Source organism: Brumimicrobium aurantiacum (genome assembly GCF_003402975.1).
Lineage (GTDB): Bacteria > Bacteroidota > Bacteroidia > Flavobacteriales_D > Crocinitomicaceae > Brumimicrobium > Brumimicrobium aurantiacum.
The window spans coordinates 625,769-648,819 of the sequence record NZ_QURB01000001.1; the positions used below are offsets into that span (position 1 = coordinate 625,769).

The 23,051-nt window shown below is 30.8% G+C and carries 23 protein-coding genes; 18 read left to right on the forward strand and 5 right to left on the reverse strand.

Annotated elements, in window-relative coordinates; translation table 11 throughout:
• Positions 1-10: 10 nt before the first annotated feature.
• Complete coding sequence (gene rnr / locus DXU93_RS02755; RefSeq protein ID WP_116879710.1) at positions 11-2,134, forward strand: ribonuclease R; 2,124 nt, start codon at positions 11-13, stop codon at positions 2,132-2,134.
• 96 nt (positions 2,135-2,230) lie between these two features.
• Here rnr and rpiB read toward each other — a convergent pair whose 3' ends face one another.
• A complete protein-coding gene (gene rpiB / locus DXU93_RS02760; RefSeq protein WP_116879711.1) occupies positions 2,231-2,674 on the reverse strand; it encodes a ribose 5-phosphate isomerase B in 444 nt (147 codons plus the stop codon).
• Positions 2,675-3,357: 683 nt separating this feature from the next.
• Here rpiB and DXU93_RS02765 point away from each other — a divergent pair.
• A complete protein-coding gene (locus DXU93_RS02765) occupies positions 3,358-4,110 on the forward strand; it encodes a response regulator (RefSeq protein ID WP_116879712.1) in 753 nt (250 codons plus the stop codon).
• A gap of 319 nt (positions 4,111-4,429) precedes the next feature.
• Here DXU93_RS02765 and DXU93_RS02770 read toward each other — a convergent pair whose 3' ends face one another.
• A complete protein-coding gene (locus tag DXU93_RS02770; protein WP_116879713.1) occupies positions 4,430-5,641 on the reverse strand; it encodes a TlpA disulfide reductase family protein in 1,212 nt (403 codons plus the stop codon).
• Between the two features lie 89 nt (positions 5,642-5,730).
• On the opposite strand from DXU93_RS02770, the gene DXU93_RS02775 reads away from it, so the two are divergent.
• The 12 genes from DXU93_RS02775 to DXU93_RS02825 all read left to right on the forward strand — a co-directional run bounded on the left by DXU93_RS02775 (position 5,731) and on the right by DXU93_RS02825 (position 16,951).
• On the forward strand, positions 5,731-6,267 hold the full coding sequence (locus tag DXU93_RS02775) for an RNA polymerase sigma factor (RefSeq protein WP_116879714.1): 537 nt from the start codon (positions 5,731-5,733) through the stop codon (positions 6,265-6,267).
• Complete coding sequence (locus DXU93_RS02780; protein ID WP_116879715.1) at positions 6,257-7,360, forward strand: T9SS type B sorting domain-containing protein; 1,104 nt, start codon at positions 6,257-6,259, stop codon at positions 7,358-7,360. Before DXU93_RS02775 ends, DXU93_RS02780 begins: the two co-directional genes overlap by 11 nt.
• A gap of 189 nt (positions 7,361-7,549) precedes the next feature.
• On the forward strand, positions 7,550-8,152 hold the full coding sequence (locus tag DXU93_RS02785; RefSeq protein ID WP_123776024.1) for a hypothetical protein: 603 nt from the start codon (positions 7,550-7,552) through the stop codon (positions 8,150-8,152).
• Between the two features lie 172 nt (positions 8,153-8,324).
• Positions 8,325-9,434 carry a 4-hydroxythreonine-4-phosphate dehydrogenase PdxA gene (gene pdxA / locus DXU93_RS02790; protein WP_116879717.1) on the forward strand — a complete coding sequence of 370 codons (1,110 nt, stop codon included), beginning with the start codon at positions 8,325-8,327 and terminating at the stop codon, positions 9,432-9,434.
• 3 nt (positions 9,435-9,437) lie between these two features.
• Entirely contained in the window at positions 9,438-10,490 is a 1,053-nt protein-coding gene (locus DXU93_RS02795) for a M42 family metallopeptidase (RefSeq protein ID WP_116879718.1), read from the forward strand.
• Between the two features lie 12 nt (positions 10,491-10,502).
• Positions 10,503-11,087, forward strand: coding sequence for a CHAP domain-containing protein (locus DXU93_RS02800; RefSeq protein WP_165851328.1), 585 nt, complete (start codon positions 10,503-10,505; stop codon positions 11,085-11,087).
• Between the two features lie 45 nt (positions 11,088-11,132).
• Positions 11,133-11,267, forward strand: a complete 135-nt coding sequence (locus tag DXU93_RS15260; protein WP_262510718.1) for a hypothetical protein — start codon at positions 11,133-11,135, stop codon at positions 11,265-11,267.
• 137 nt (positions 11,268-11,404) lie between these two features.
• Positions 11,405-12,202, forward strand: a complete 798-nt coding sequence (locus DXU93_RS02805; protein ID WP_116879719.1) for a hypothetical protein — start codon at positions 11,405-11,407, stop codon at positions 12,200-12,202.
• Positions 12,203-12,207: 5 nt separating this feature from the next.
• The gene (locus tag DXU93_RS02810) at positions 12,208-12,864 is read left to right on the forward strand and encodes an outer membrane beta-barrel protein (RefSeq protein ID WP_123776025.1); all 657 of its coding nucleotides are present in this window, start codon (positions 12,208-12,210) and stop codon (positions 12,862-12,864) included.
• A 151-nt stretch (positions 12,865-13,015) separates the two neighbouring features.
• The gene (locus tag DXU93_RS02815; RefSeq protein ID WP_116879721.1) at positions 13,016-14,563 is read left to right on the forward strand and encodes a tryptophan 2,3-dioxygenase family protein; all 1,548 of its coding nucleotides are present in this window, start codon (positions 13,016-13,018) and stop codon (positions 14,561-14,563) included.
• Positions 14,564-14,747: 184 nt separating this feature from the next.
• Positions 14,748-15,764, forward strand: coding sequence for a sensor histidine kinase (locus DXU93_RS02820; RefSeq protein ID WP_116879722.1), 1,017 nt, complete (start codon positions 14,748-14,750; stop codon positions 15,762-15,764).
• Between the two features lie 236 nt (positions 15,765-16,000).
• Positions 16,001-16,951 (forward strand): glycosyl transferase family 90, encoded by a 951-nt coding sequence (locus tag DXU93_RS02825; protein WP_116879723.1) that lies wholly within the window; start codon positions 16,001-16,003, stop codon positions 16,949-16,951.
• Positions 16,952-17,166: 215 nt separating this feature from the next.
• On the opposite strand, the gene DXU93_RS02830 is transcribed toward DXU93_RS02825, so the two are convergent.
• Genes DXU93_RS02830 through DXU93_RS02835 form a run of 3 tightly spaced genes read right to left on the reverse strand, consistent with a single transcriptional unit; the run spans position 17,167 to position 18,090 of the window.
• Entirely contained in the window at positions 17,167-17,598 is a 432-nt protein-coding gene (locus tag DXU93_RS02830; protein ID WP_240623408.1) for a Crp/Fnr family transcriptional regulator, read from the reverse strand.
• Between the two features lie 18 nt (positions 17,599-17,616).
• A complete protein-coding gene (locus DXU93_RS15265) occupies positions 17,617-17,739 on the reverse strand; it encodes a hypothetical protein (RefSeq protein ID WP_262510719.1) in 123 nt (40 codons plus the stop codon).
• A gap of 9 nt (positions 17,740-17,748) precedes the next feature.
• A complete protein-coding gene (locus DXU93_RS02835; protein ID WP_116879827.1) occupies positions 17,749-18,090 on the reverse strand; it encodes a DMT family transporter in 342 nt (113 codons plus the stop codon).
• Positions 18,091-18,382: 292 nt separating this feature from the next.
• Between DXU93_RS02835 and DXU93_RS02840 the strand changes: the two genes are divergently transcribed.
• Genes DXU93_RS02840 through DXU93_RS02855 form a run of 4 tightly spaced genes read left to right on the forward strand, consistent with a single transcriptional unit; the run spans position 18,383 to position 23,050 of the window.
• The gene (locus tag DXU93_RS02840) at positions 18,383-19,993 is read left to right on the forward strand and encodes a hypothetical protein (RefSeq protein WP_116879725.1); all 1,611 of its coding nucleotides are present in this window, start codon (positions 18,383-18,385) and stop codon (positions 19,991-19,993) included.
• A gap of 11 nt (positions 19,994-20,004) precedes the next feature.
• A complete protein-coding gene (locus DXU93_RS02845; protein ID WP_116879726.1) occupies positions 20,005-21,369 on the forward strand; it encodes a DUF5723 family protein in 1,365 nt (454 codons plus the stop codon).
• Positions 21,370-21,380: 11 nt separating this feature from the next.
• Complete coding sequence (locus DXU93_RS02850; RefSeq protein WP_116879727.1) at positions 21,381-22,043, forward strand: uracil-DNA glycosylase family protein; 663 nt, start codon at positions 21,381-21,383, stop codon at positions 22,041-22,043.
• A gap of 47 nt (positions 22,044-22,090) precedes the next feature.
• Entirely contained in the window at positions 22,091-23,050 is a 960-nt protein-coding gene (locus DXU93_RS02855) for a bile acid:sodium symporter (RefSeq protein ID WP_116879728.1), read from the forward strand.
• Position 23,051: the final 1 nt, after the last annotated feature.

Sequence of the window (23,051 nt, forward strand, 5' to 3'; positions counted from 1 at the left end):
ATTACAATAAATGTCAAGAAAAAAAATCAAAAAAAAAGGTATACAATCAGCAATACGTAAGATATTTGAAAACAAACCAGACCAAAAGTATACTGCCAAGGAAATAAGCGCAATTCTACAAATCACGGATAAAAACATGCGCAAACTTGTTTTATCCATACTTAATGACCTAAAAAGTGAGAATTTTCTCAATGAATTTCAAAGAGGATATTTTATCCTTAACGATAATTTTCAAAATAGTTTTATAGGAACTGTTGATTCAACTTCTAGAGGTGCAGCATATATAGTAATTCCTGATAGAGATGGAGATATTTATGTTGCTCCAGAAAACACCAACAAAGCATTTCATGGTGATGAAGTGGAGGTAGAAATTACAAGACAAAGAAAAAACAAAACAGAAGGTAGAATTGTCAGAATAATAAATCGTAAATCTTCTCAATTTATTGGAACACTTGATGTTAGAAATAAATTTGCATTTTTAATACTCGACAACAATAAAATTAATGTTGACTTCTACATTCCTTTAGAAAAATTGAAAGGTGCAAAAAACAATGAAAAAGTAATTGCACGAATGACTTCATGGCCAAAAGGAGTGGATAGTCCGTACGCTGAAGTACTAGAAGTGATTGGTTCTCCAGGAGATAATGATGCAGAAATGTATTCTATTTTATTCAAAAATGAATTTGAAATTGAATTTCCTCAAGAAGTAATTCAAGAATCGGAAAATGTTGGAATAGAACTAGATCAAGAGGAAGTAAAAAATAGAAGAGATTTAAGAGATAAACTAACTTTTACTATTGATCCATTTGATGCAAAAGATTTTGATGATGCCCTTTCTTATGAGGAATTAGAAAATGGCAATATTGAAGTTGGTGTACATATTGCTGATGTGAGTCAGTATGTAGAACCAGGTACAGCTATGGATAAAGAGGCCCTGAAAAGAGGAAATTCTGTCTATTTAGAGGATAGGGTAATTCCAATGCTACCAGAACAACTTTCAAATTTTGCATGTTCATTACGACCTAACGAAGATAAATTTGCTTTTTCTGCAATTTTTGAATTAGACGATAATGGAAAAGTACAAAAGGAATGGTTCGGAAAAACTGTAATTCATTCAGATTATCGTTTTGCTTATGAAGATGCTCAAGAGGTAATAGAAGGAAAGAGTGATACTTTAAAGAAAGAAATTTTAGCAATGGATAAAATCGCCAAAACCATACGAAAAGAACGCATGGAAAACGGGGCATTATCCATTGAATCTGAAGAAGTTAGTTTTGTTTTCGACGATGAAGGAATGCCTAATGGTGTAGTTAAAAAAGTATCAAAAGATGCCAATAAATTGATTGAAGAATTTATGTTACTCGCCAATAAAAGAGTTGCATTATTCTTAGGAAAATTACCTGGAGATAAAGGTTCAAATGATCAATGCATTTATCGTTGTCATGATAAACCATCAATTGACAAACTCAATACATTTTCTGTATTCATTGAGAAGTTTGATTATGAAATGGAATTTGAAAACATTGATAATGTATCAAAGAAAATTAATGGTTTATTGAATAAAATCAAAGATACTCCAGAATATGATTTAATTCAGTCAATGGCAATACGATCAATGGCTAAAGCAACTTACCAAACCAATAATATAGGACACTATGGGTTGGCGTTTAAATATTATACGCATTTTACTTCTCCTATTCGTAGATATGCTGATTTAGTTGTTCACCGTTTATTAATGGATAAACTAGAAAACAAACAAAAGAACTACGGAAATAAATTGAATGAAATTTCAGAACATATTTCTAAGCAAGAAAGAAAAGCCATTGAATCAGAAAGAGAATCGAATAAGTTTTTCCAAGCAAAATATTTACAAGATAAAGTTGGAGAAGAATATGAGGGAACTGTATCTGGTTTAGCAGATTTTGGAATGTTTGTAAGAATGAATGAAAACCATTGTGAAGGAATGATTACGATTAATTCACTGCCAAACGATAATTATTATTTTGACAATGATAGTTTCCAAATTATAGGAAGAAGAACTGAAGAAGTATTCAATTTTGGGGATCAAGTTAAGGTAAAGGTAGTTGGTGTGGATATGTTGAAGAAGCAAGTAGATTTGGAGCTTGTGCAATAACAAATACGGACAAATTACATGCAAGGACGAATTGCAGTATGGACGAATAGCAATTGTATGGACGAATAGCAATTCGTCCATACGTGCATTTAAAAATTACCCACAAGCAATTTTATTCACTCTATTTTGGTGTCTTCCACCTTCAAATGCTGTGGTCAAGAATTTTTCTACCATTTTTATTCCTAATTCAGTTGAAATAAAACGTGCAGGCAGCGCGATAATATTAGCGTCATTATGTTGTCTTGCCAATTCAGCCAATTCTTCATTCCAAACTAACGCACTTCTTATACCTTGGTGTTTGTTCACTGTCATATTAATACCATTTCCACTTCCACAAATCACAATACCTAAAGTACCATCGTTTTCTTGAACGTGATTTGCAACAGGATGTCCATAATCAGGATAATCAATACTTTCTTCAGAGTGAGTTCCATAATCCTTAAATTCGTACCCTAGTTCTTTAAAATGTTTAATAACAGCTTCTTTTAACTGATAACCAGCGTGATCAGCTCCAATTGGGATAATTTTATTTTTTGCCATAACAGAGAATTTTTTACAATATTACACAATTAACAATAGGCTCTAATTATCAACAAGTACTTTTTTTCAATTTCTTTAAGTCCTGATAACATTGGAATTTGAAATATGAGTTATTGACAAGGTTGTTAACATTGTGATAATATAATGTTGATTACTTTCAAAAACTTTTACTTGGATATTCTAAAAATTATTCCAAACAAAAATAGGATTGAGAAAAACAATAGTAAGTTATTACTTTTTAACTTTACTTATACACAATGAAAATGTTCTTTTTAAAAGTTGAAATTAAAATAAGTTTTACATAAACTTTAAATAAAGTTAATTGTTTATAACCTTATAAAGCATTAAATTATAGATATTTGTAAAAAATACAATTGTGTATAACCACATCTATTTTGTTTATAAGTTATAAATACAAGTAAACTTCAAAAAAGAAATTAACGGTATTAACAGTACTATAATAGTAGTAAAGTCTTTTTTAAAAAATTTTCTTTGTTTTAATTATTTAGAGTTTAAGAAAAAGAAAAGAATTTTGAATTATTTAAAAAAAAGATTATCTTCATTTTCTGTTAGATTAGATTAATGTAATTACTTGATTTTTAGTTTGTTTTAAATTTGAACTTATTCAAAAAAGAATTACAGAATAGCTTAGAATTAGTAATACAAAAAACTTAAAAAAAAATATGGCAAAGATTAAAGTTTTAGTTGTCGAAGATGAATCAATTGTTTCTAAAGATATTCAACATAGTTTAAAAAGATTAGGATACGTAATATCGGGATCATCCGCAACTGGAGAAAAAGCAATTACATTAGCTGCTGAAGAGAAACCTGATATCGTTTTGATGGATATTATGTTAAAAGGAGAAATGAACGGTATTGAAGCTGCAGAAATCATTAGAAAGGAAAATCAGATTCCTGTTATCTTTTTAACGGCGTATGCAGACGAAGCGACACTTTCTAAGGCGAAGGTAACAGAACCTTATGGTTATATCATTAAACCATTCAAAGAGATCGATTTACACACGACTATTGAAATGGCTTTATATAAACACCAAAAAGAATCTGAAGTTACAAAAGAGAGAGATTTACTTTATTCAATAGTTGAAAACAAAGATTCTAAAGATTTCATTTTTGTAAAATCTAATTCTAAGTTGGTAAAACTGCGTACAGATGATATTTTCTTTGTTGAGGCATTGAAAGATTATGTGATTATCAATACTGCAGATGAACGATATACTATTCACTCAACAATGAAAGACATTGATAAGAAATTAGGTGATGTCGACTTTATTCGTGTTCATAGATCATTTATTGTTCGTTTAGATAAAATTTCTTCTATTGAATATCCTAACTTACAATTAGAAAAAGAAAAGAAATTGATACCAATTGGAGGTTCATACAAGGAAAAATTAGTGAAGAGAATAAACTTAGTTTAATATATTAGTAATGTGAAATAACTTCTCTAATTGAATTTATTGATCATTACTATTTTTTTTGGTAGGTACTAAATCCTCAATTTTACTACAACTATTTTTAAATGGTATATTAACTTAATAATACTGTTTATAAGTCTATTATATAGCATAACCTGTTAGAAATTATACTGATATAATCATTTTAAAAATACAATCATAGTTATTTTTCTGCTATCCGTTTTAAACATGTTTTTCAATTGAATAAATAGTACAAGCGAGACTTATATAGAAGTCAACAGCATAGCTTTAATTAACAGATTAAAAACAGAAGTATAGTTGTTTATTCATTCAGAAGTCTTTCAACTAGTGCTTTGGTTTTGATTTTATAGTCTTCATATATTTTTCCAGTTCCAGGACCGTTAAATCCTGTGTGAATTTTTACAACTTTTCCATCTTTATTGATAAAGACAGAGGTAGGAAAAGAACTGATTTCATTTAACATACCAAAATCTTCTGATGATTCTTTTTTAGAAGCATAACCTCCAACTAAAATAGGATATTCTATTTCTTTATTTTTAGTAAATCTATTGATTCTATCTACTTTTCCTTCAAATGTTTTTGGTACTTCATAAGCAACTCCAACAATCTCTAATCCCTTTTCATTATATTCTTCATATAATTCTTTGTAAAAACGAGTTTCATCTAGACAATTTGGACACCAGGTTCCGATGATTTGGATAATTACAACCTTGTTTTTTAAATCATCATTTGGATAATTATATACTTCGTTCTCAACAGTTTCTACATTAAACTTAAACTCATCATTAACCAAGTAAGTTAATGAATCTGGATCTTTTAATTCAAAATTTTCATTTCTTATTCCATACCAATTGGTTTGATAATGGATACCTGATAAGAATTTACCTTTCAAAGTATCATTTTCTAATGTAGCAGAAAACAAAAATACATGGGCTCCATCGAAACATGAAAGAACTAATTTGTTGTTTTTAACATTACCACTTAAAAAACGATAGTCACCTGTTTCAGTTAAAAAAGTACCTGATGCTTTAGATTTTTGTTGTTTAAATAATCCAATTGCAGGATGCTCATGTTTTGTATTTGGATTGAAATAAACTTCCCATTTACCGGCAATATCTGTTGAAGTTTTTTTGTAATCAAAGACCTGATTTAGTTTTTTTCCGGCGAAATCTGCTTCAAATTCAATTCTTTTAAAGCCTTTTCTATCAGGATTAACAAAATAACCTTTTAGTGATTTAGAAGAACTAGCTTTAAATATAAGATAGGTTGGAAAGTTTGTGAAATATACTTTTATACTATCATCTGATTTTTCAAATGCATTAAGCTCAACCTCTTCAGTATCATTATAAATGATCATTTGTTGATGTTCATCTATAGAAAAGTGAAAATCTAAAGAATAATTGTTTTGCAATTTTAGCTGACTTTTCCAATACCCTTCATCTAGTCTTTGTGCTTGAATAGTAGTAAAAATTGAAATTGTAAAAAATAAAATAACCAAATAAGAGCGTTTCATATATTTAAATTGTTGTTCAAAAATAATAGCATCTTTTAAATGCTGCAACCTTTTATGTAATATTGTAGTCTTTAAATAGAAGTGGAATAATGGATGATGAAAGTCTTGTACAGAATTGTGTTTCTGGAAACGGTGTAGCGCAACGTGAGTTGTTTGACCGTTTTTCTCCTCTTATGTTAGGAGTTGCAATGCGTTATATTAAAGATAAAGAGCATGCTGAAGATGTACTTCAAGATGCTTTTATAAAAGTCTTTAAAAACCTTCATCGATTTGAACACAAAGGTTCTTTGGAAGGATGGATTAGACGAATTGTTGTGAATACAGCATTGGATCAATTAAGAAAAAATAAGAAAAATTTAAATGATTTGCATTTAGATGATTCTCATTTTGAATTGGTTCATAACAGTGAGGCAATTGGAAAATTGGAGGCAGAAGTTTTGATGGAAATTATTCATCAAATGCCAGATGGGTATAGAACTGTTTTTAATATGTATGCCATAGAAGGATATAGTCACAAAGAAATAGCAGAAGCGCTAGAAATTTCAGAAAATACTTCAAAATCACAATATTCACGTGCCAAATCATTACTCCGAAAAACATTAAAAAAATTGAAGATTGAGCGATAAAGACGAAATAAAAGAATTGTTTCAAAAAGAGTTAGGAAACTACCAAGCAAAGGTAGACCCTAGTTTATGGAACGGAATCCAAGCTGGAATAGGAGCCACTAGTGCTACTGCTGGAACAACTGCCTCTATTGGTATTGTTGGTAAAATTGCCATTGGTGTTTCTATCGTTACAGCAATAACTGTTGGCTCTGTATTTGTTCTTAACAATACTGAAGAAAAATCACAAATTACAAAAACTTTAAAAACAGAAAAGGAGTCTTCTGATCAAGTTTCAGAGGAAAAAGAAACAATTGAAGTCATTCAATCAACAACTGAAATTGAACCTGAAGAAATTAACGAAAAAATACAAATAGAAACAGAAGAAGTTGTTGAGAAAGATGCTTTAAAAGTTGAAGATCATTCAACAGTTACACAAGCTAAAAAGCAAAATATTGTTCAGTCAGCGACAACAAAAACAGATTCTATTCAAAGTAGTGCAAATGTTGAAAACGAAGCAACAACTGTTGTTAGAAAAGCAGAATCAAAAGTAGAAGATAAAATAAAAGAAGTAACTCAAGCTCCAGATAAAGAGGAAGTTTCAGAATTAGAAGATTTTGAAATAGCTGTGGTTGAGCAAAAAAATCAATATGTTACTTTTAAATCTGAAAACGTTCCCGAAAATGCTTACATAGTTTGGGATTTTGGCGATGGAGTAATTGAAAGAACTAAAAATCCAGAATATTTTTATGCTGAAGCAGGTAATTATAGGGTACAATGTACTGTGAAAACTGAGTCAGAAGAAAAGACAAAAAGTATTCAAATAGAAATAAAGATTTCAGGAAAAATTGAATTACCAAATGTCTTTACTCCAAATGGAGATGGTAGAAATGATGAGTTTTTTGTTAAGTGTGAGAACATTAATTCAATGCAATTAACAATAATAGATCAAAAGCAAAATACTGTTTACACAACCAATGATGTTGATTTCAGATGGAATGGTATGGATAAAAATGGCTTGCCAGTTGAAGCAGGAATATATTATTACATCATTGTAGCTGAAGATGATGCAGGAAATACCATAAACAAGTATCAACAATTACGTATTCACAGATAATCGAGCGCTTATTTTTAATCTATTATTCTTCCCTAATAGGATTTAATTAATTTTACACAATTATTTTTTTAATTTGTTACACTACAGTAACTAAATCACTATTGTAAGGTTAGTATGAAAAATGCGATAATTTTATTTTTATTTCTTTTGATTAGCATATTTAGCTTTTCGCAGAACAGGAATTTTCGATTGGTAAAACCTTATACATGGATGTTAGGTGTTTACTGGAATAACGTAATTGATGACGGTCACGGTGGAACCTATTTAATGGATACTAAGAAATCTTGGAATTTACCTAAATTACCTTCAGCAGTAAATGTTGATGTTTATCTTTTGAAGGGAATGAGTATTGATGTAATTGGATCACATAATTACTATGAATTAGGTAAAAGAATAGATAAAGATACGACCGTTTCAGGACAATTTTTCTCTTTTAAAACACATTTCAAATATAGTTTTGGATATATTCTAGAACAACAGTGGTTTGATCCTTTTACTTTTGCAGGAGTAGGATATACTGGAAGAGAAGCGATAGATCCTCAAAGTATGTTTGGACTTTCATTTGGAGCAGGTTTTAATCTCATGATTGGCGGTGGATTAGGTATTCAAGTGAGGGGTTCAGGAAATATAGGAGTTCTTTCAAAAGATTCTAACTACGGTCATGCCCATTTTGGATTAATCTATAAAGTCCCAGATTTAGACAAGAAAAAAAGTAATCATTTTACAAAGAGAAAATATCAATGGGGCTTTAAAAGACCACGATACAGAAAACCAAGTTCACGTAGAATGTAGTGTTTTTCTTCCTTTCAATATTCTCAGTTTTTCTCCTTACAATTGTTATTTTTGTGTAATCACCTTAATTTATAAGGTGAAGAATAAAACATAATGAGTTTTCTCATTATGTTTAATCAAATCGCTATTGAATTCGTTTGATAAGCATTGATTTTGAGCTAAAACGTAGATTATGCAAAGTAAGAAAATAAAAGATAAATTAATTTTAAAATCTGATCGTGAACCTGTTAGGGTGGGTATTTCTATTGGTGACATCAATGGAATTGGTCCTGAAGTAATCATTAAAGCATTGCGTAATAATGAGATGCTTATGGAATGTACACCAATTATTTATGGTTCAACTAAAACTATGGCTTTTCACAAAAAAGCCATCAATGACGATTTGTTTAATTATCAAAGAGTAACCGACGCTTCTGATGCAAAAAATAAAAAAATAAATATTATTCCTTGTTGGAATGAAGTGGTTAATATTCAATTAGGTAAAGCCAAAGAAGAAGGAGGTAAATATGCTTTTTTATCTTTAGAACGAGCAACTCAAGATTTAGCTGCTGGTAAAATAGATGTCTTAGTAACCGCACCAATTTCTAAAGAAACAATTCACCAAGCTGGTTTTAAATTTCCAGGACATACAGAATATTTAGCCGATTTATCTGGAGCTGAAGATGCATTAATGATGATGGTTTCTGGAGAATTAAGAGTAGCATTGGTAACAAGTCATATTCCATTAAAACAAGTCATTGAAGACGTTACAGAACAAAAAGTTTTGGACAAAATTAGAGAACTGAATAAAAGTTTGAAGAAGGATTTTGGAATAGTAAAACCAAGAATTGCTGTTTTAGGATTAAATCCACATGCCGGAGAAAAGGGAGAAATGGGTTCAGAAGAATCTGAAAAAATTACACCTGCCATTCAAAAAGCAATGGAGGAAGGAATTATCACCTTTGGACCTTATCCAGCTGATGGATTCTTCGGAAGTCGTCAATATTCAAATTTTGATGGTGTTTTGGCAATGTATCACGATCAAGGACTAACAGGGTTTAAATCCTTGGCTTTTGATGATGGTGTAAACTTTACAGCAGGTTTACCTATTGTGAGAACTTCACCAGATCACGGAACAGCTTTCGATATTGCAGGGAAAGATGAGGCCAATGAACAATCTATGCGAAGTGCTATTTATTTAGCAATGGATATTTTTAGAAAACGAAAATTCATTAAAGAAATAAATGAAAACCCGTTGCCTAAAAGAAAAGTTAGAGAAGAAAAGAAATCGAAATACCAATAGACCATGAGTTTAAACATTGAATTACTTGATGCAATTTGTAAAGCGCCAGGTGCACCAGGATATGAACAAAAAATAAGAGCCCTAATTTTAGAAGAGATTAAACCTTTAGTAGATGAGGTTGAAATCGATAATATGGGAAATGTTTATGCGATTAAACGTGGTAAATCTGACAAAAAAGTCATGATTGGAGCCCACATGGATGAAATTGGTTTTATCGTTACTCACATTGATGATAAAGGTTTTATACGTTTTCATACTTTAGGAGGTTTTGATCCTAAAACATTGACGGCTCAACGTGTTTTAATTCATGGAAAAGAAGATGTATTGGGTGTAATGGCAGCAAAACCAATTCACGTAATGTCGTCAGAAGAGCGTAATAAAAACCCAAAAACAACAGACTTTTTTATTGATACTGGTCGTTCAAAAGAAGAGGTTGAAGCGTTAATTAAAATTGGAGATCCAATTACACGTGAGCGTTCTTTTGTAGAAATGGGCGATTGTGTAAATTCTAAATCACTAGACAATCGTTTGGCTGTTTTTATCTTGATTGAAACTTTAAAAAACTTGAAAGATAAAGAGGTTCCTTACGATATTTACGGTGTTTTCACTGTTCAAGAAGAAGTAGGAATAAGAGGAGCAAACGTTGCTGCATTGCGTATAAAACCTGATTTTGGATTTGGTTTAGATACAACCATTGCTTATGACTTACCAGGTGCTGCTGCCCACGAAAAAATAACTTCTTTAGGAGAAGGAACAGCCATTAAAATTATGGATGCTTCCACAATTGCCGATTATCGAATGGTAGAATACATGAAAAAAACTGCCGATAGAAACAATATACAATGGCAACCTGAAATACTTACAGCCGGAGGAACAGACACTGCTGGAATTCAACGAATGACAGAAGGAGGATCAATTGCTGGTGCTATTTCTATTCCAACACGCCATTTGCATCAAGTAATTGAAATGGCCAGTAAAAAAGATATTCAATACAGTATTGATTTATTAATTGCCTGCGTTTCTGAAATAGATACTTTCGATTGGTCATTTAAATAAGGTGATCGAATTTTGAAAAAACTATTTTACATTTTAACCATCATTGTTGTCTTAGGTTTTATCGGAGTTTTAGGTTTTACTAAATCAAATATGAGTCTAACATATGAAATTGGCGATAAAGTGGATAGTCTAAATGGCGTTTACGTCTATTACAATGGAAATGTTGGTAATGTAGAAGGAAGATCATTAACTGAAGATGGCTATAATCTTGGATTAAAATATCAATGCGTTGAGTTTGTTAAACGTTACTATTTCGAAGCATTGAATCATAAAATGCCAGATAGTTATGGTCATGCCAAAGACTTTTTCAATGTTCAGCTCGAGGATGGTCTATTAAATGAACAACGTAACTTGAAACAATTTACCAATCCTAGTTTAAAGAAACCAGCCATAAATGATTTAGTAGTTTATTCAGGAACATTGGTTAATCAATATGGTCATGTTGCCATTATATCTAATGTTTTCGAGCATGAAATTGAAATTATTCAGCAAAATCCTGGAACCTTTGGAAGTTCTCGAAAAAGAATAGGACTCTTTTATAAAGATGGAAAGTGGAAAATTGATCATTCACAAATTATAGGTTGGTTGAGGAAATGAATGCTTTTTTGTTTGTAAAAAAAATGGAAATAAGTGTTTTATAAAATGTCAGAAAAAGGATATGGTGAATTAAGTCCTATTATTTCAGAGTCTATTATAAATGCTGCTAAAACACAAGAAGAAAAAGAAATTTTGCATACCAAGAATAGAAGGGTAGAAATTAAAATTCTGGCTTTATAAAAACAATTTAGTACTTTTATTAAATCTTTACTTCACATATGAAATACCTAATTTACACATTTATTATAACCTTTTTTTTATTGAGTTGTAGAAGCTATACTCGAATAGGTTCAGTTAGAAACAACGTGTGTAAAACGATGCAGAAAAAAACAGTGTTATATGCTGTTTTTGTAGATTCAGAGGAAATAAATCCATGGACGGAATACGATATTCAATCCACATTAGATTCTATTCAAGTTTCGGTGGATTGGCTAGAAGAGCAAGCCAAAAAGAATGGTAAATCGCTTGAAATTCTATTGGAGCACGGAGAGAATACCTCAAAAGGAAATGTAATTCCATTTAAAGAAAATTTTAGATACAAAACCCTTTCTGGAACCTTGTTTAAATATATTGATATTTCAAAGGGAATAGACTTAGTTGATGATTGGTCTAATAAGGTTTCTAAAGATGTAGCAAGAACACTTCCCGATGATACTTCTGAAGTTGTTTTAACAAAAAACAGATCGAATAACAGAGAACGTTTGATTGCCAAATTGCGCAATAAATACCAAACGGATAATCTTGCATTGATGTTTTTTATCAATAATTATTATGAAAACGAAATTAGTGTAGCACTACATACTTCAAGCGGAACAGAAACAGAATATGCAATTGTAAGTGAAAAAGAACCCACGGTAATAGCTCATGAATTCCTTCATTTATTTGGCGCTTGGGATTTATATATTTCACCTTTTGATAGAAATATTTTTGCGAAATGGAAAAAACGTAGAGCAATGAAAAGGTATCCGAATGAAATTATGGCTTTTGCCTATAGAAACCTTGATTCTCTTACGATTTCCCCACTTACTAAATACCTCATCGGTTGGGATAATGAACTCGACAAAGGAGAAGGGAAAATGTTTATCAAAAGAAGGTGGAAATTACTTAAATATTGATAAAAATGAGTAAACTATTTACAATCCTTGTTTTACTTTTTGCACTGCCTGTTTTAGGACAAAATCATCATGTTGGTTTAAAAGGTGGTGTTAACTGGACAAATGTTAGAGCGAAAAATTCTTTTGAGAATACAAAATATAAAATCGGATATACAGCAGGACTTAGCTATCAATATCAGTTAAAAAATAATTATCATTTTGGTTTAGATTTTATTTATGCTCAGAAAGGATTTGATGATATCATCGTTTTTACTGATGATTTTGGAAATTCCACAGGTACAAAATATACATCAGAGTTTGATTATAACTATTTTTCAATTCCATTAAAAGCTGGATTTTCAGTTGGAAATAAGTTATCATCTTTTATGAATATAGGTATCGTTCCATCTTGGTTGACATCTGCGGTGTATAGATCACCTGCCAATAAAAGTTCTTGGGAAGGGGTAGTTTTAGATGTAACAGATGAAGTTACAAAATTTGATTTAGGAGGATTGGTTGAAATAGGAGGAAGTTATACTTTATTTGATCAGTATATCATGTATACTACTTTTGGTTATCAACACAGTTTTACGTCTTTTACCAATGAAAATTATTTCAATAATACAGAAGTACGACATTATGGATTTGGGTTTAGTATAGGACTTAAATATGTGTTTGATTAAAAAAATAAGTCAAAATTATTATACCATGTCTAATTATATTTTTCGGTTAAAAATGTTAGATTTGGAACGAATTCACAATACGTGTTAAATAGAGCTTTATAACTAATGATGTAATTGAGAAGTTACCATATAGTGTTAATCATTAAATACAATGAAAAAAATACCTTATAATTTATATATTCATTTTGAAGCCTTAGATTTTTTCCTGAAAGGAGACAATAATCATAAGGAAGATTTATTAAGATGTGGACTAACATCCATTGAGTTATCTGCATATTTATTGGGTAGTTTATTTACTGATAATAACATCAACTTAAATAAAGTAGAGCATTTACTTCGCGGAATTAAAACACAGTTTAAGTTATTAAATACTTGTGATTTCAGTGTAGAAGGAAAAGCATTTCAGTCAGGAAGGTCTAAAAATTTAGAGCATTTAAAGTTATTAGATTCATCCTACAGAAATGATATTGAACGTATTAGTACATTGTATTTCGATCTTACAAAAAAGATAAACATTGGACTTGATGTTCAAATGAATGAGATTCGAAGTCATTTTAATTTACCTGAGATTACTATTGGGTCAAATAATGATACTAAAGAAATAGAATATCCAAATATTTTGGAGGTTTTGAAACTTGATGATTTAGAATACTTTAATTCTGAAGATAAAACTTTTATGGTTGTTCATCAGATTTCTGAATGCTGGTTTTATTTAGCCATCAATGAATTAAAAGCGATTCAAAATATTTTCTATGATATTGATGAAAATAGTGAAGCCATAATGCATCATTTTAAAGCCAATTATGAAATATTCTTGTATTTGGCAGATCACATATTGTTGTTGGATCACATGGTTTTATCAGATTATCACCCGTTAAGGGTAGTATTAAGAGGTGCGAGTGGTGGTCAATCACAGCAAGCCTATGAGATGTTTGGAATCGCCATTCAATTGTTCAAAACCTTCCTACATACCATTAAAAATGAGGATAAGAGTATTGTTCATATTTTAGAGAATCCTAAAACAAACCCTAATTATGTTGCACTCATTAATCAGTTTACAAATTTAGAGCGTTCATTAAAGAACTTTTTCTTTCAACATTATGTACTTACTTCAAATATCATAGGTTCACAATCTTTTGGTTCTATTGGATATGATTTAGTTTCATTAGTTGATAAATTTGTCGAACCTATTTTTAAAGAAATTGATGATGCAAAATATGATTTGACCTTAAAAACTAATTTTCAATATGGTAGTATTGCAGGTCAATTGATTATGGAAAAAGAGGATTTTACACCTCAAGATAAAGAAGAACATACTTCTAATCAAGATACCATAAATGCAGTAATCGATTCATATTTTGAATTAATTAGTGCTTTAGACCAAGAAAAGTGGGTCGAGCTTTTCACTGAAAATGGATATATTGAAGATCCTGTAGGGAGTAGACCTTATGTTGGACATCAACAATTGGCCATTTTCTTTAAAGGGGTAATTCGTTTCTTTAAAGCACTAAATATGTCAGTTGTGAGTAAAACCTTTGAGAAAGATTCCATAAAAGTTTACTGGAAGTCTGAATCTACAGCTTATAATGATAAAAAAATCGCTTATGAAGGTGTTGAGGAATTTAGAATCAGTAGCGACGGAAAAATTATGGCGGCCCTAGTACATTGGGATCCTGCAGTTATCTCTAATCAATTATAGTTGATTTACATCTATCTGTTTTTCAAGTTATTATATTTTGACTTTAAAATTTTTGTTTTTATTTTTGAATAAAGAATAATTACTTTAATAATCTTAAAAGAAGATTTATATCAACTTCAATATAATTAATTATATTTATTCCCATCTTCTAACTTTAATCATTATTGAGTCGTAAATATGATATATGAAAAGATATAATTCAGTAGAAGATCTTAGATTATTAAGTGAAAGTGCTTTAGAAAGTTCTTTGGCTGGTTTTTGGGATTGGAACATGGAAACAAATGAGGAATATTTAAGTCCACGTTTTAAAGAAATGTTTGGTTATTCTGAAACAGAAATGGAGAATAAACCAGAAGCTTGGCAAAAAATTGCATTTAAAGAAGATTTGCCAGATATGTATGCTTCATTGGATAGGCATATTGCTTCTAAGGGAAAAATTCCTTTTAATATTACAATTCGCTATCATCACAAAAATGGAAGTATTATATGGGTACGTTGCAATGGAAAAGTTGTAAAATGGAGTGATGATGGAAAACCACTACGTGCGATAGGATGTCATGTAGATATAACAGAAGAGAAAAAGCTTGAATTTCAACTTAAAAAAGCAATAAAAGAAAGAGATATTTTGCTTAAAGAAGTTCATCATCGCGTTAAGAATAACTTACAATTGATTCAAAGTTTATCTCGATTGAAAAATAAAAATGGGAAAATTGATACCCATGAAATTGAAAATTCAATTAGTTCAATAGCACAAGCTTATGAAGCTATATACAAAACAGTAGATTTTGATGTTGTAAGTATTCATTCTTATATTCAAAAAGTAGTTACTCCTATAATTGATGGTCAAAAAGTTGATTTCAGTATTGAACCTATAGAATACAAACAGAACATTGATTTCTTAATTCCAATTGGATTAATTATCACCGAATTGGTAAATAATTCTATGAAACACGGTCGTTCTGATGATCATTTAATGAAAATATCCATCAGTATTAAAAAAGATGAAAACTTCCTCTATATTACATATTGCGATGATGGAGTAGGTTATCAAGAAGATTTAAATGAAATACGAGAAAGCGATTCATTTGGAATTGCAATTATTGATGGATTGATAGAACAATTGAATGGTACAATAGAGCTGTTTAATGATCCTGGGGCATGTACCAAATTGATAATTGATGTGAATAAGTCAATAGATTAAATTGTTTTAATTCATTCGTATAATAGTATGAAAGCTCATATTCATATTAGAACAATTTATGGTCCCAATAAACAAGTTTATGGTTTTCAGTTAATTTTACTAGATTACACTATTCTCACTTCAATGTAAATGTTTATTATTGCGCGAATGGTGCTTTGTATAATTAATACTCATATCTAACCAAAATTTGTTTTGAAGTTCAATTATAGATACTGTGCCCTTACTAAATTTTGACTATGAAAGTTTTTTATTACGCAAAAAGATTTGGTTACAATGCACTCCCAAGTCTTTATTTTAAAAGGAAGTATCAAAAACTTAAACGTTTTGAAAAAAGTTTTAGTCAAGAAGAAATAGAGTACAGAATCAATTATTACAATAAAGTAAATCAACCTTTTGAAACTTCAAAAAGGGCAACATCAATCGAAAATTATAAAAGAACAAAAGGAACAGATTACTTCCTGGATTTAAAGGAGTTTTTACACTATTTTAAATTAAGCACTCGTTTTGACTATAGATTTGGAGATGATACAGATGTTAATTCATTTCCTACACTTGTAAAAGCACGTCCAATTGATGGAAATAATGCCAATTCGGTACTGTTTAAACTGAATAAGAATCGTCATTTTAACTGGGTCAATGATAATTTAAAGTTTACAGATAAAAAAGATTTAATGGTTTGGCGAGGAGGAGCTTATTTAGAATTAAGAAAAAGCTTTGTTAAAAAGTTTTATAATCATCCATTGTGTAATGTTAAACAAACCAACAGACCAGTTGAAGATCTTCCGTGGCAAGGAGATTTTTTATCTATTCAAGAGCAATTGAAATATAAGTTTATTTTTTGTCCTGAAGGCAATGACGTCGCTACAAACTTGAAATGGGTAATGTCGTCTAATTCTCTTTGTTTAATGCCTAAACCTAAATATGAAACATGGTTTATGGAGGGAACATTAAAAGCTGGTGTACATTATGTTGAAGTTAAAAGTGATTACTCTGACTTAGAAGAGAAAATTTTGTACTATTCAAAAAACAGTGCGGAGGCAGAACAAATTATTAGTAATGCTCATGCTCATGTTAACCGCTTTAAAAATGAAAACTTAGAAGATTTACTTTGTTTAAAAGTTTTAGAAAAATACACAAAATTAAGTGGTCAATTTGAGGCTTTGAAATTTAATGATCCTACCGCTTAATCATTTACAATATATGTTTAATTCCTATTACAATAAAAATAAGAAGCCTAAAAAGAAAAAAAATACACCAATTTCAGACTTTTTTGATTTTAGTAGAAATTTCAACTTCTACATTTCAATTTTTATTTTGGTGATGATAATCTTAAAAAGGTGTTCGTAATATAATGCGAGCTTGTAAAAGCCTATTGAAAGATCTTTCTCTACGTAGAATTCGTTTACATCACTTGCTTTTTTCTTATTCGACTCAAAGTTTCAGGTGACATTCCAAGCATAGATGCGATATATTGAAGCGGAATTTTATTAAAAATAGATTTATTTGTTTCAAAAAAAGCGGCATAACGCTCTTCAGCGGTCATTGATAAATGGCTAAAAACGCGTGTTTCTAGCGCAATAAAACAATTGATTAAAAACTGCTTTTCTATAGCGTGCCATTGCGGAACGAGTGTTCCTATTTTATCATAGTCATCTTTTGAAATAGTATAAATTTCTGTTGCTGTTAAGGCTTGGATAGATAGTTTTGATTTTTGGCTGTAAATAAAACCCGCAAGATCTGTGGCAAAATAACCTTTCGAAGAAACCCATTGTGTAACCTCTTTTCCGTCAATTAAAGCAAACATGCGTAAGTAGCCTGATTGAACAAAACTCAAGCCCTCACATTTGTTATTTTATTGTAATAAAAAGTCACCTTTTTCAAGTTTTGAATAAGTGAAAAGCGTACTAATTTTAGCTAATTCTGTTGGATCAACAACACCAAAACCTTCTCTGATATAAACCTCTAATTCTGTCATTATTTTTAATTAAGCTTTACTACTTACAATTTGTAACCCAACAACAGATATTATTAAGGTGGTGAGAAAAAACAACCTCCAAAATCCCATAGGTTCTTTGAAAAGTATAATTCCAGCAATTATGGTTCCAATGGCTCCAATAGCTCCCCAAACTGCGTAGGCTGTACCCACAGGAATAGCATGTTCACCGCCCATTGATTTGTACAATAAAAACATACTTGCACACACAAAAATTGCAAATGCTAAAATCCATAAGTAAAATTCTTTACCACTTGTTTGTTGGGCTTTTCCCAAACTAATGGCAAATCCAGTTTCAAACAATCCACCAATAATCAATAAAATCCAATTGATACTCATAACGTCTACTTTTACACTGTAATCACAATGCTTTTTGGCAATATACAAAATGTCTAAATCAAATGTTGAATGTTTTAATTTTTATGAAATATGTGCTATCCATTGGTTAGTTCAAGGAATATTTAGCTGTGGCTTTATTGATAAATAGATTCATAGCCTTTATGAAAGTTATTGAAAATGAAATTATAGTAACAATTAAAGGAAGACTTCATCGTCACTTCGACTTGGAATGAAAGTCATTTTAATTCTCTATTTTTGTAATACTAATGTAATTAAAACAATATTTATGAAACGTTTTACATTTATAAGCACTGTGTCTTTTCTTACGCTTTTAGTGCTTTCGACAGCCTGTAAGAAAAACAATTTAGACAAGATCGCTTCAGGCGCTTGGAATCCAAATTTAGCTGTTCCTTTAGCGCATTCTAATTTTAATGTGTATGATATTTTCGCCAGAGATGACAGTACTGATTTGGTGGTTATTGATGAAAATTCAGGAGCGATTGCTTTGGCTTATGAGGGAGAAATATTGTCTTTTAATGCTGAGTCTATTTTAAGTATTCAAGACTTAAACGGTTCAACTGATTTGAGTATTGCTGATTTGAATGCTCCACCAATTCCTACTTTTAATGGATCAGTAACAGCCAATAATACTCAAAACTTCGATTTTGATGCTGGTATGGCTGAAATACATGAAGTGAATTTTAAATCTGGTGTGCTTATGATCAATGCCTCAACAGATCTTCGACACAGTGTAATCTGTGAAATTACTTTTCCAGATTTGCAAATCAATGGAGTTCCTGTTTCAACAACACTTAACTTTAATTATAATGGAACAGTTCCACAAACTGCAACAGCAACGATTGATTTTAATGGGGTAGAAGGTGATTTTACAATGGGAAATACTACCGTAAATGAATTAGAAGCGGAGATTTCTACGACAATAAATGGATCTGGAGAAGCGATTAACGGTAATGAAGAACTTAATATAGCCTATGCTTTTGAAGATTTAAAATTTGAAAATGCAACGGGATATTTTGGTCAGTTTAATCTCGGTATTCCTGGTGATTCTGTTCTTCTGAAATTATATCAAAATGCTTCTAACGGCTATTTTGAACTTGTTAATCCAAAAATTAAGTTTGATGCTTTTAACTCATTTGGTTTTCCTATTCGTATTGATTTATCAAACTTAAAAACGGTTGATATTAATACAGGTGATGAATATCCATTGACAGGGTTTCCGAGTACATTTGACATCACTGCTGCACCAGCAATTGGACAAGAGGCTTTGTCAACATTCGAATTGACAACTTCAAACACTAATAATTTATCAAATTTGGTTTCATCGGTACCTAAATACTTTGTTTATTCTTCAAATGTTCAATCGAATCCAAATGGAAATGTTCCTCCTTTAAATTTTGTTTCTGACACTAGTCAATTAAAGATTAACACAGAGGTTTTATTACCCTTGGAAGGTTCTGCTTATGGTTTTGCACTTCAGGATACCTTCGATTTTAATTTTAATGAGGATGTTGAAGCATTAGAATCTGTGATGTTTAGGCTAAATATCAATAATGGATTTCCAATTAAATTAACTTCAAATGTTGTTTTCCTAGATGAAAATTACACTCCACTTTTTAATTTATTCAATACTCCTCAAGATGTTATTAGCCCTGCATTAACTGATAATAATGGTCATGTAAATGAAAATGTAACAAAAATAACAGATGCATATTTATCAGAAACCCAAATTTTACAATTGTCCTCTGCTAAATATATTTTGGTAGGTGGAGTTGCAGAAACACTCAACGGTCAAAGTGGTGAGGTTGTAAAACTGTTTGATAGTTATAATTTAGATCTTAAACTTGGTCTTCAAGTTGAGGGGAATGTTCAATTTTAATACTGCTTACGATGAAAATAAAATACATAAATAATATACAACTTTTATTCTTAACTGCCTTGTTGTCTTGTATTGGAAATATGAGTACAGCGCAGAGAAATTATACAATGTATGGACTTGATAACATTCCTCAAGCGCATGTATTAAATCCTGCATACAAACCTAATGCAAAAGTTTTTGTGAGTATTCCGGTACTTTCGAATAATAGTTTTGGAGCTTCAAATAGTGGATTTAGTCTCAATGACTTATTAACTGAAAGACCACAAGATGACTCTTTAAATATAAATCCATCTAATGCCATTGGAAAAATGAGTGATCGTAACTTCCTTACATTGGAAACCTACAATGAAGTTTTTGCCTTCGGATTTCGTGTCAAGAAAAACTATTTCAGCTTTGGAGTAACCAATCGTTTGAATTCCAACTTTGTTTACACAAAAGACTTATTTACCTTAATTACTGAAGGAAATGGAAAATCATTGCTTGGAAAACGTGCCAGTTTAGATGAAACAGGAATTAATTTGAATTCTTACCTTGAATATGCTGTTGGATTTAATAGAGAAATCAATGATAAATTGTCAGTTGGTGGTCGCGTGAAATTCTTATCCGGAATGGCAAATGTAGATACCAGAGAAACAAAATTAGGATTACATACTGATGCAACAACTTTCAATTTGACTTTTGACGGTTCGGCAACAATCAATACTTCTGGAATTAACTCTATGTATGATTCGCTTGCTCCTGAAGGATACACTCCTGCTGAAAATGCCGCTAGCTTTAAGAATTTTGGAATTGCTTTAGATTTGGGTGCGCAGTATAAAATCAACGATAAAATTAGTGTCTCAGCAAGTTTATTGGATTTGGGTTACATCACTTGGAAAGAGGATAACTCTAATTTTGTTTTAAATGAAATAGATTATCGTTACGAAGGAATCGATTTAAAAGAGTTCTTAACAGATTCAACGGAAGCGGTTTTTGAAAATTTGGAAGATACCCTCAGAAAAGTCTTTTCTGGTAATGAAAACAATGATGAGTATAAATCTAGTTTGGCCACACGTTTTTATTTGAATGGTAGTTATCAACTTACAAATAAGATTCAAGTGGCAGCGACCTTATACAATGAAATATTGGAATCTCGCTACCGCGCAGCAGCAATCGTTTCAGGATCAATTCAACTAAAGAATTGGCTTACTGCAACCTTAAATTACTCTCAATATGCGAGATCATTTGGAAATATTGGTGCGGGAGTTTCACTAAGAGGAGGACCTGTTCAGTTTTTTGTAGTTACAGATAATGTTCTTGGGTTTTTTGCTCCAACACAATCGAAAAACTTTCATGCTTCTTTTGGTATTAATTTAATGTTTGGAAAACCGGATTAATCAGTATTTGAATGTTTAAACACCAGCATCCATATCCTCCTTATATTCCTCAAAACACTAAAAAACTAATCATTGGTACACTTCCGCCACCGCGTTTTACAACGGGTGATTTGAAGCCAGGAGATGTGGATTTTTGTTATGGAAGTAGAGATGGTCAGTTGTGGCAAATTATTGATATAATTTATGGTTTAAACCTCAAGTATGAAAATACAGGTCATGCAATTTTACAACGTAAAGATTTTCTCAAGGAACATAAAATTGGGATTTGTGATATGGTAGAATGTGCAGATCGAGATAAAATCGATGCCTCAGATGCTGGAATACAAAACGCAATTTTACGACCAATTATTCAACTTTTAGAAGAAAACCCAAGCATTGATACGCTGCTATTTACAGGAGGAAATTCTAAAAATGGACCAGAGTATTTTTTTAGAAAACACATCAAAGACTACCCACAAATTCAACTCAAACGTGAAGATGAAAGTATACCAAAGGTTCATTATTTTAAGTTAGGAAAAAGAACAATTAAAACTGTTTCACTGACAGCACCATCTGGAGCAGCAAATCGCGCAGTTGGGAGTATGGCTTTATACAAAAAGTTAAAAGCTGAGAATCCATCCATGAATACCATCGATTTTAGGGTAATTCAATATGCGCCGCATTTCAAATCGTAATTTCATTTTCATAATCATATCTTTGCCACAATTGTATATTAAGTAGCATGAAAATAGATCCATTTGTAATAGCCATAGCCTTGAGTATTACTTTGGCGTATTTCTTTCCTCAATTGGGTCTTGGAGAAAGTCCTGTTCCATTAGATACAATAGCAAGTATTGGAATATCATTAATTTTCTTTTTCTATGGTTTAAAATTATCTAGTGAGGCCATTAAAAGTGGACTAAAAAATTGGAAGTTACATATCGTTGTTCAAGCCTCAACTTTTCTATTGTTTCCATTATTGGTAGTTGTGTTTTATCCTTTTGTAAAAGGAACATCACATGAAATGTTATGGCTTTCTATCTTGTTTATGGCTGCATTACCTTCTACAGTTTCCTCCTCTGTGGTGATGGTATCTTTGGCCAAAGGAAACGTTTCAGCAGCTATTTTTAATGCGAGTATTTCCGGATTAATTGGTATTGCAATTACACCATTGTGGATGTCTTCTTTTATTCAAGAAACGTCAATCGAGTATGATTTTACTGCGATTTATATGCAGTTAATTATTGAAATATTAATGCCTTTAATTTTAGGTTTATTACTGCGAAGATTCTTGGGAGAATTAGCCCGAAAAAATAGTCGAAAACTTAGTTTATTTGACAAATCAATTATTCTGATAATCATTTATAAAAGTTTTGTCCATTCTTTTGAAGAAAAGGTGTTTAGTGAATTGAAATTCATTGATTTAATACTCTTATTTGTGTTGGTTGTTTCTATCTTTTTCTTCGTCTATTTTATTATTGGATGGATAGTTCAAAAGCTTAATTTTAATAGGGAAGATCAAATTACCGCCCAATTTTGTGGAACCAAAAAGTCACTTGTTCATGGAACAGTTTTTTCTGAAGCACTATTTGGTCAAACCAACATTATGGGATTAATGTTACTTCCGTTGATGCTTTTCCATGCATTTCAGATTTTAATCATCAGTATTTTTGCTACGAGAAAAGGAGCAAATGTTGAATAAT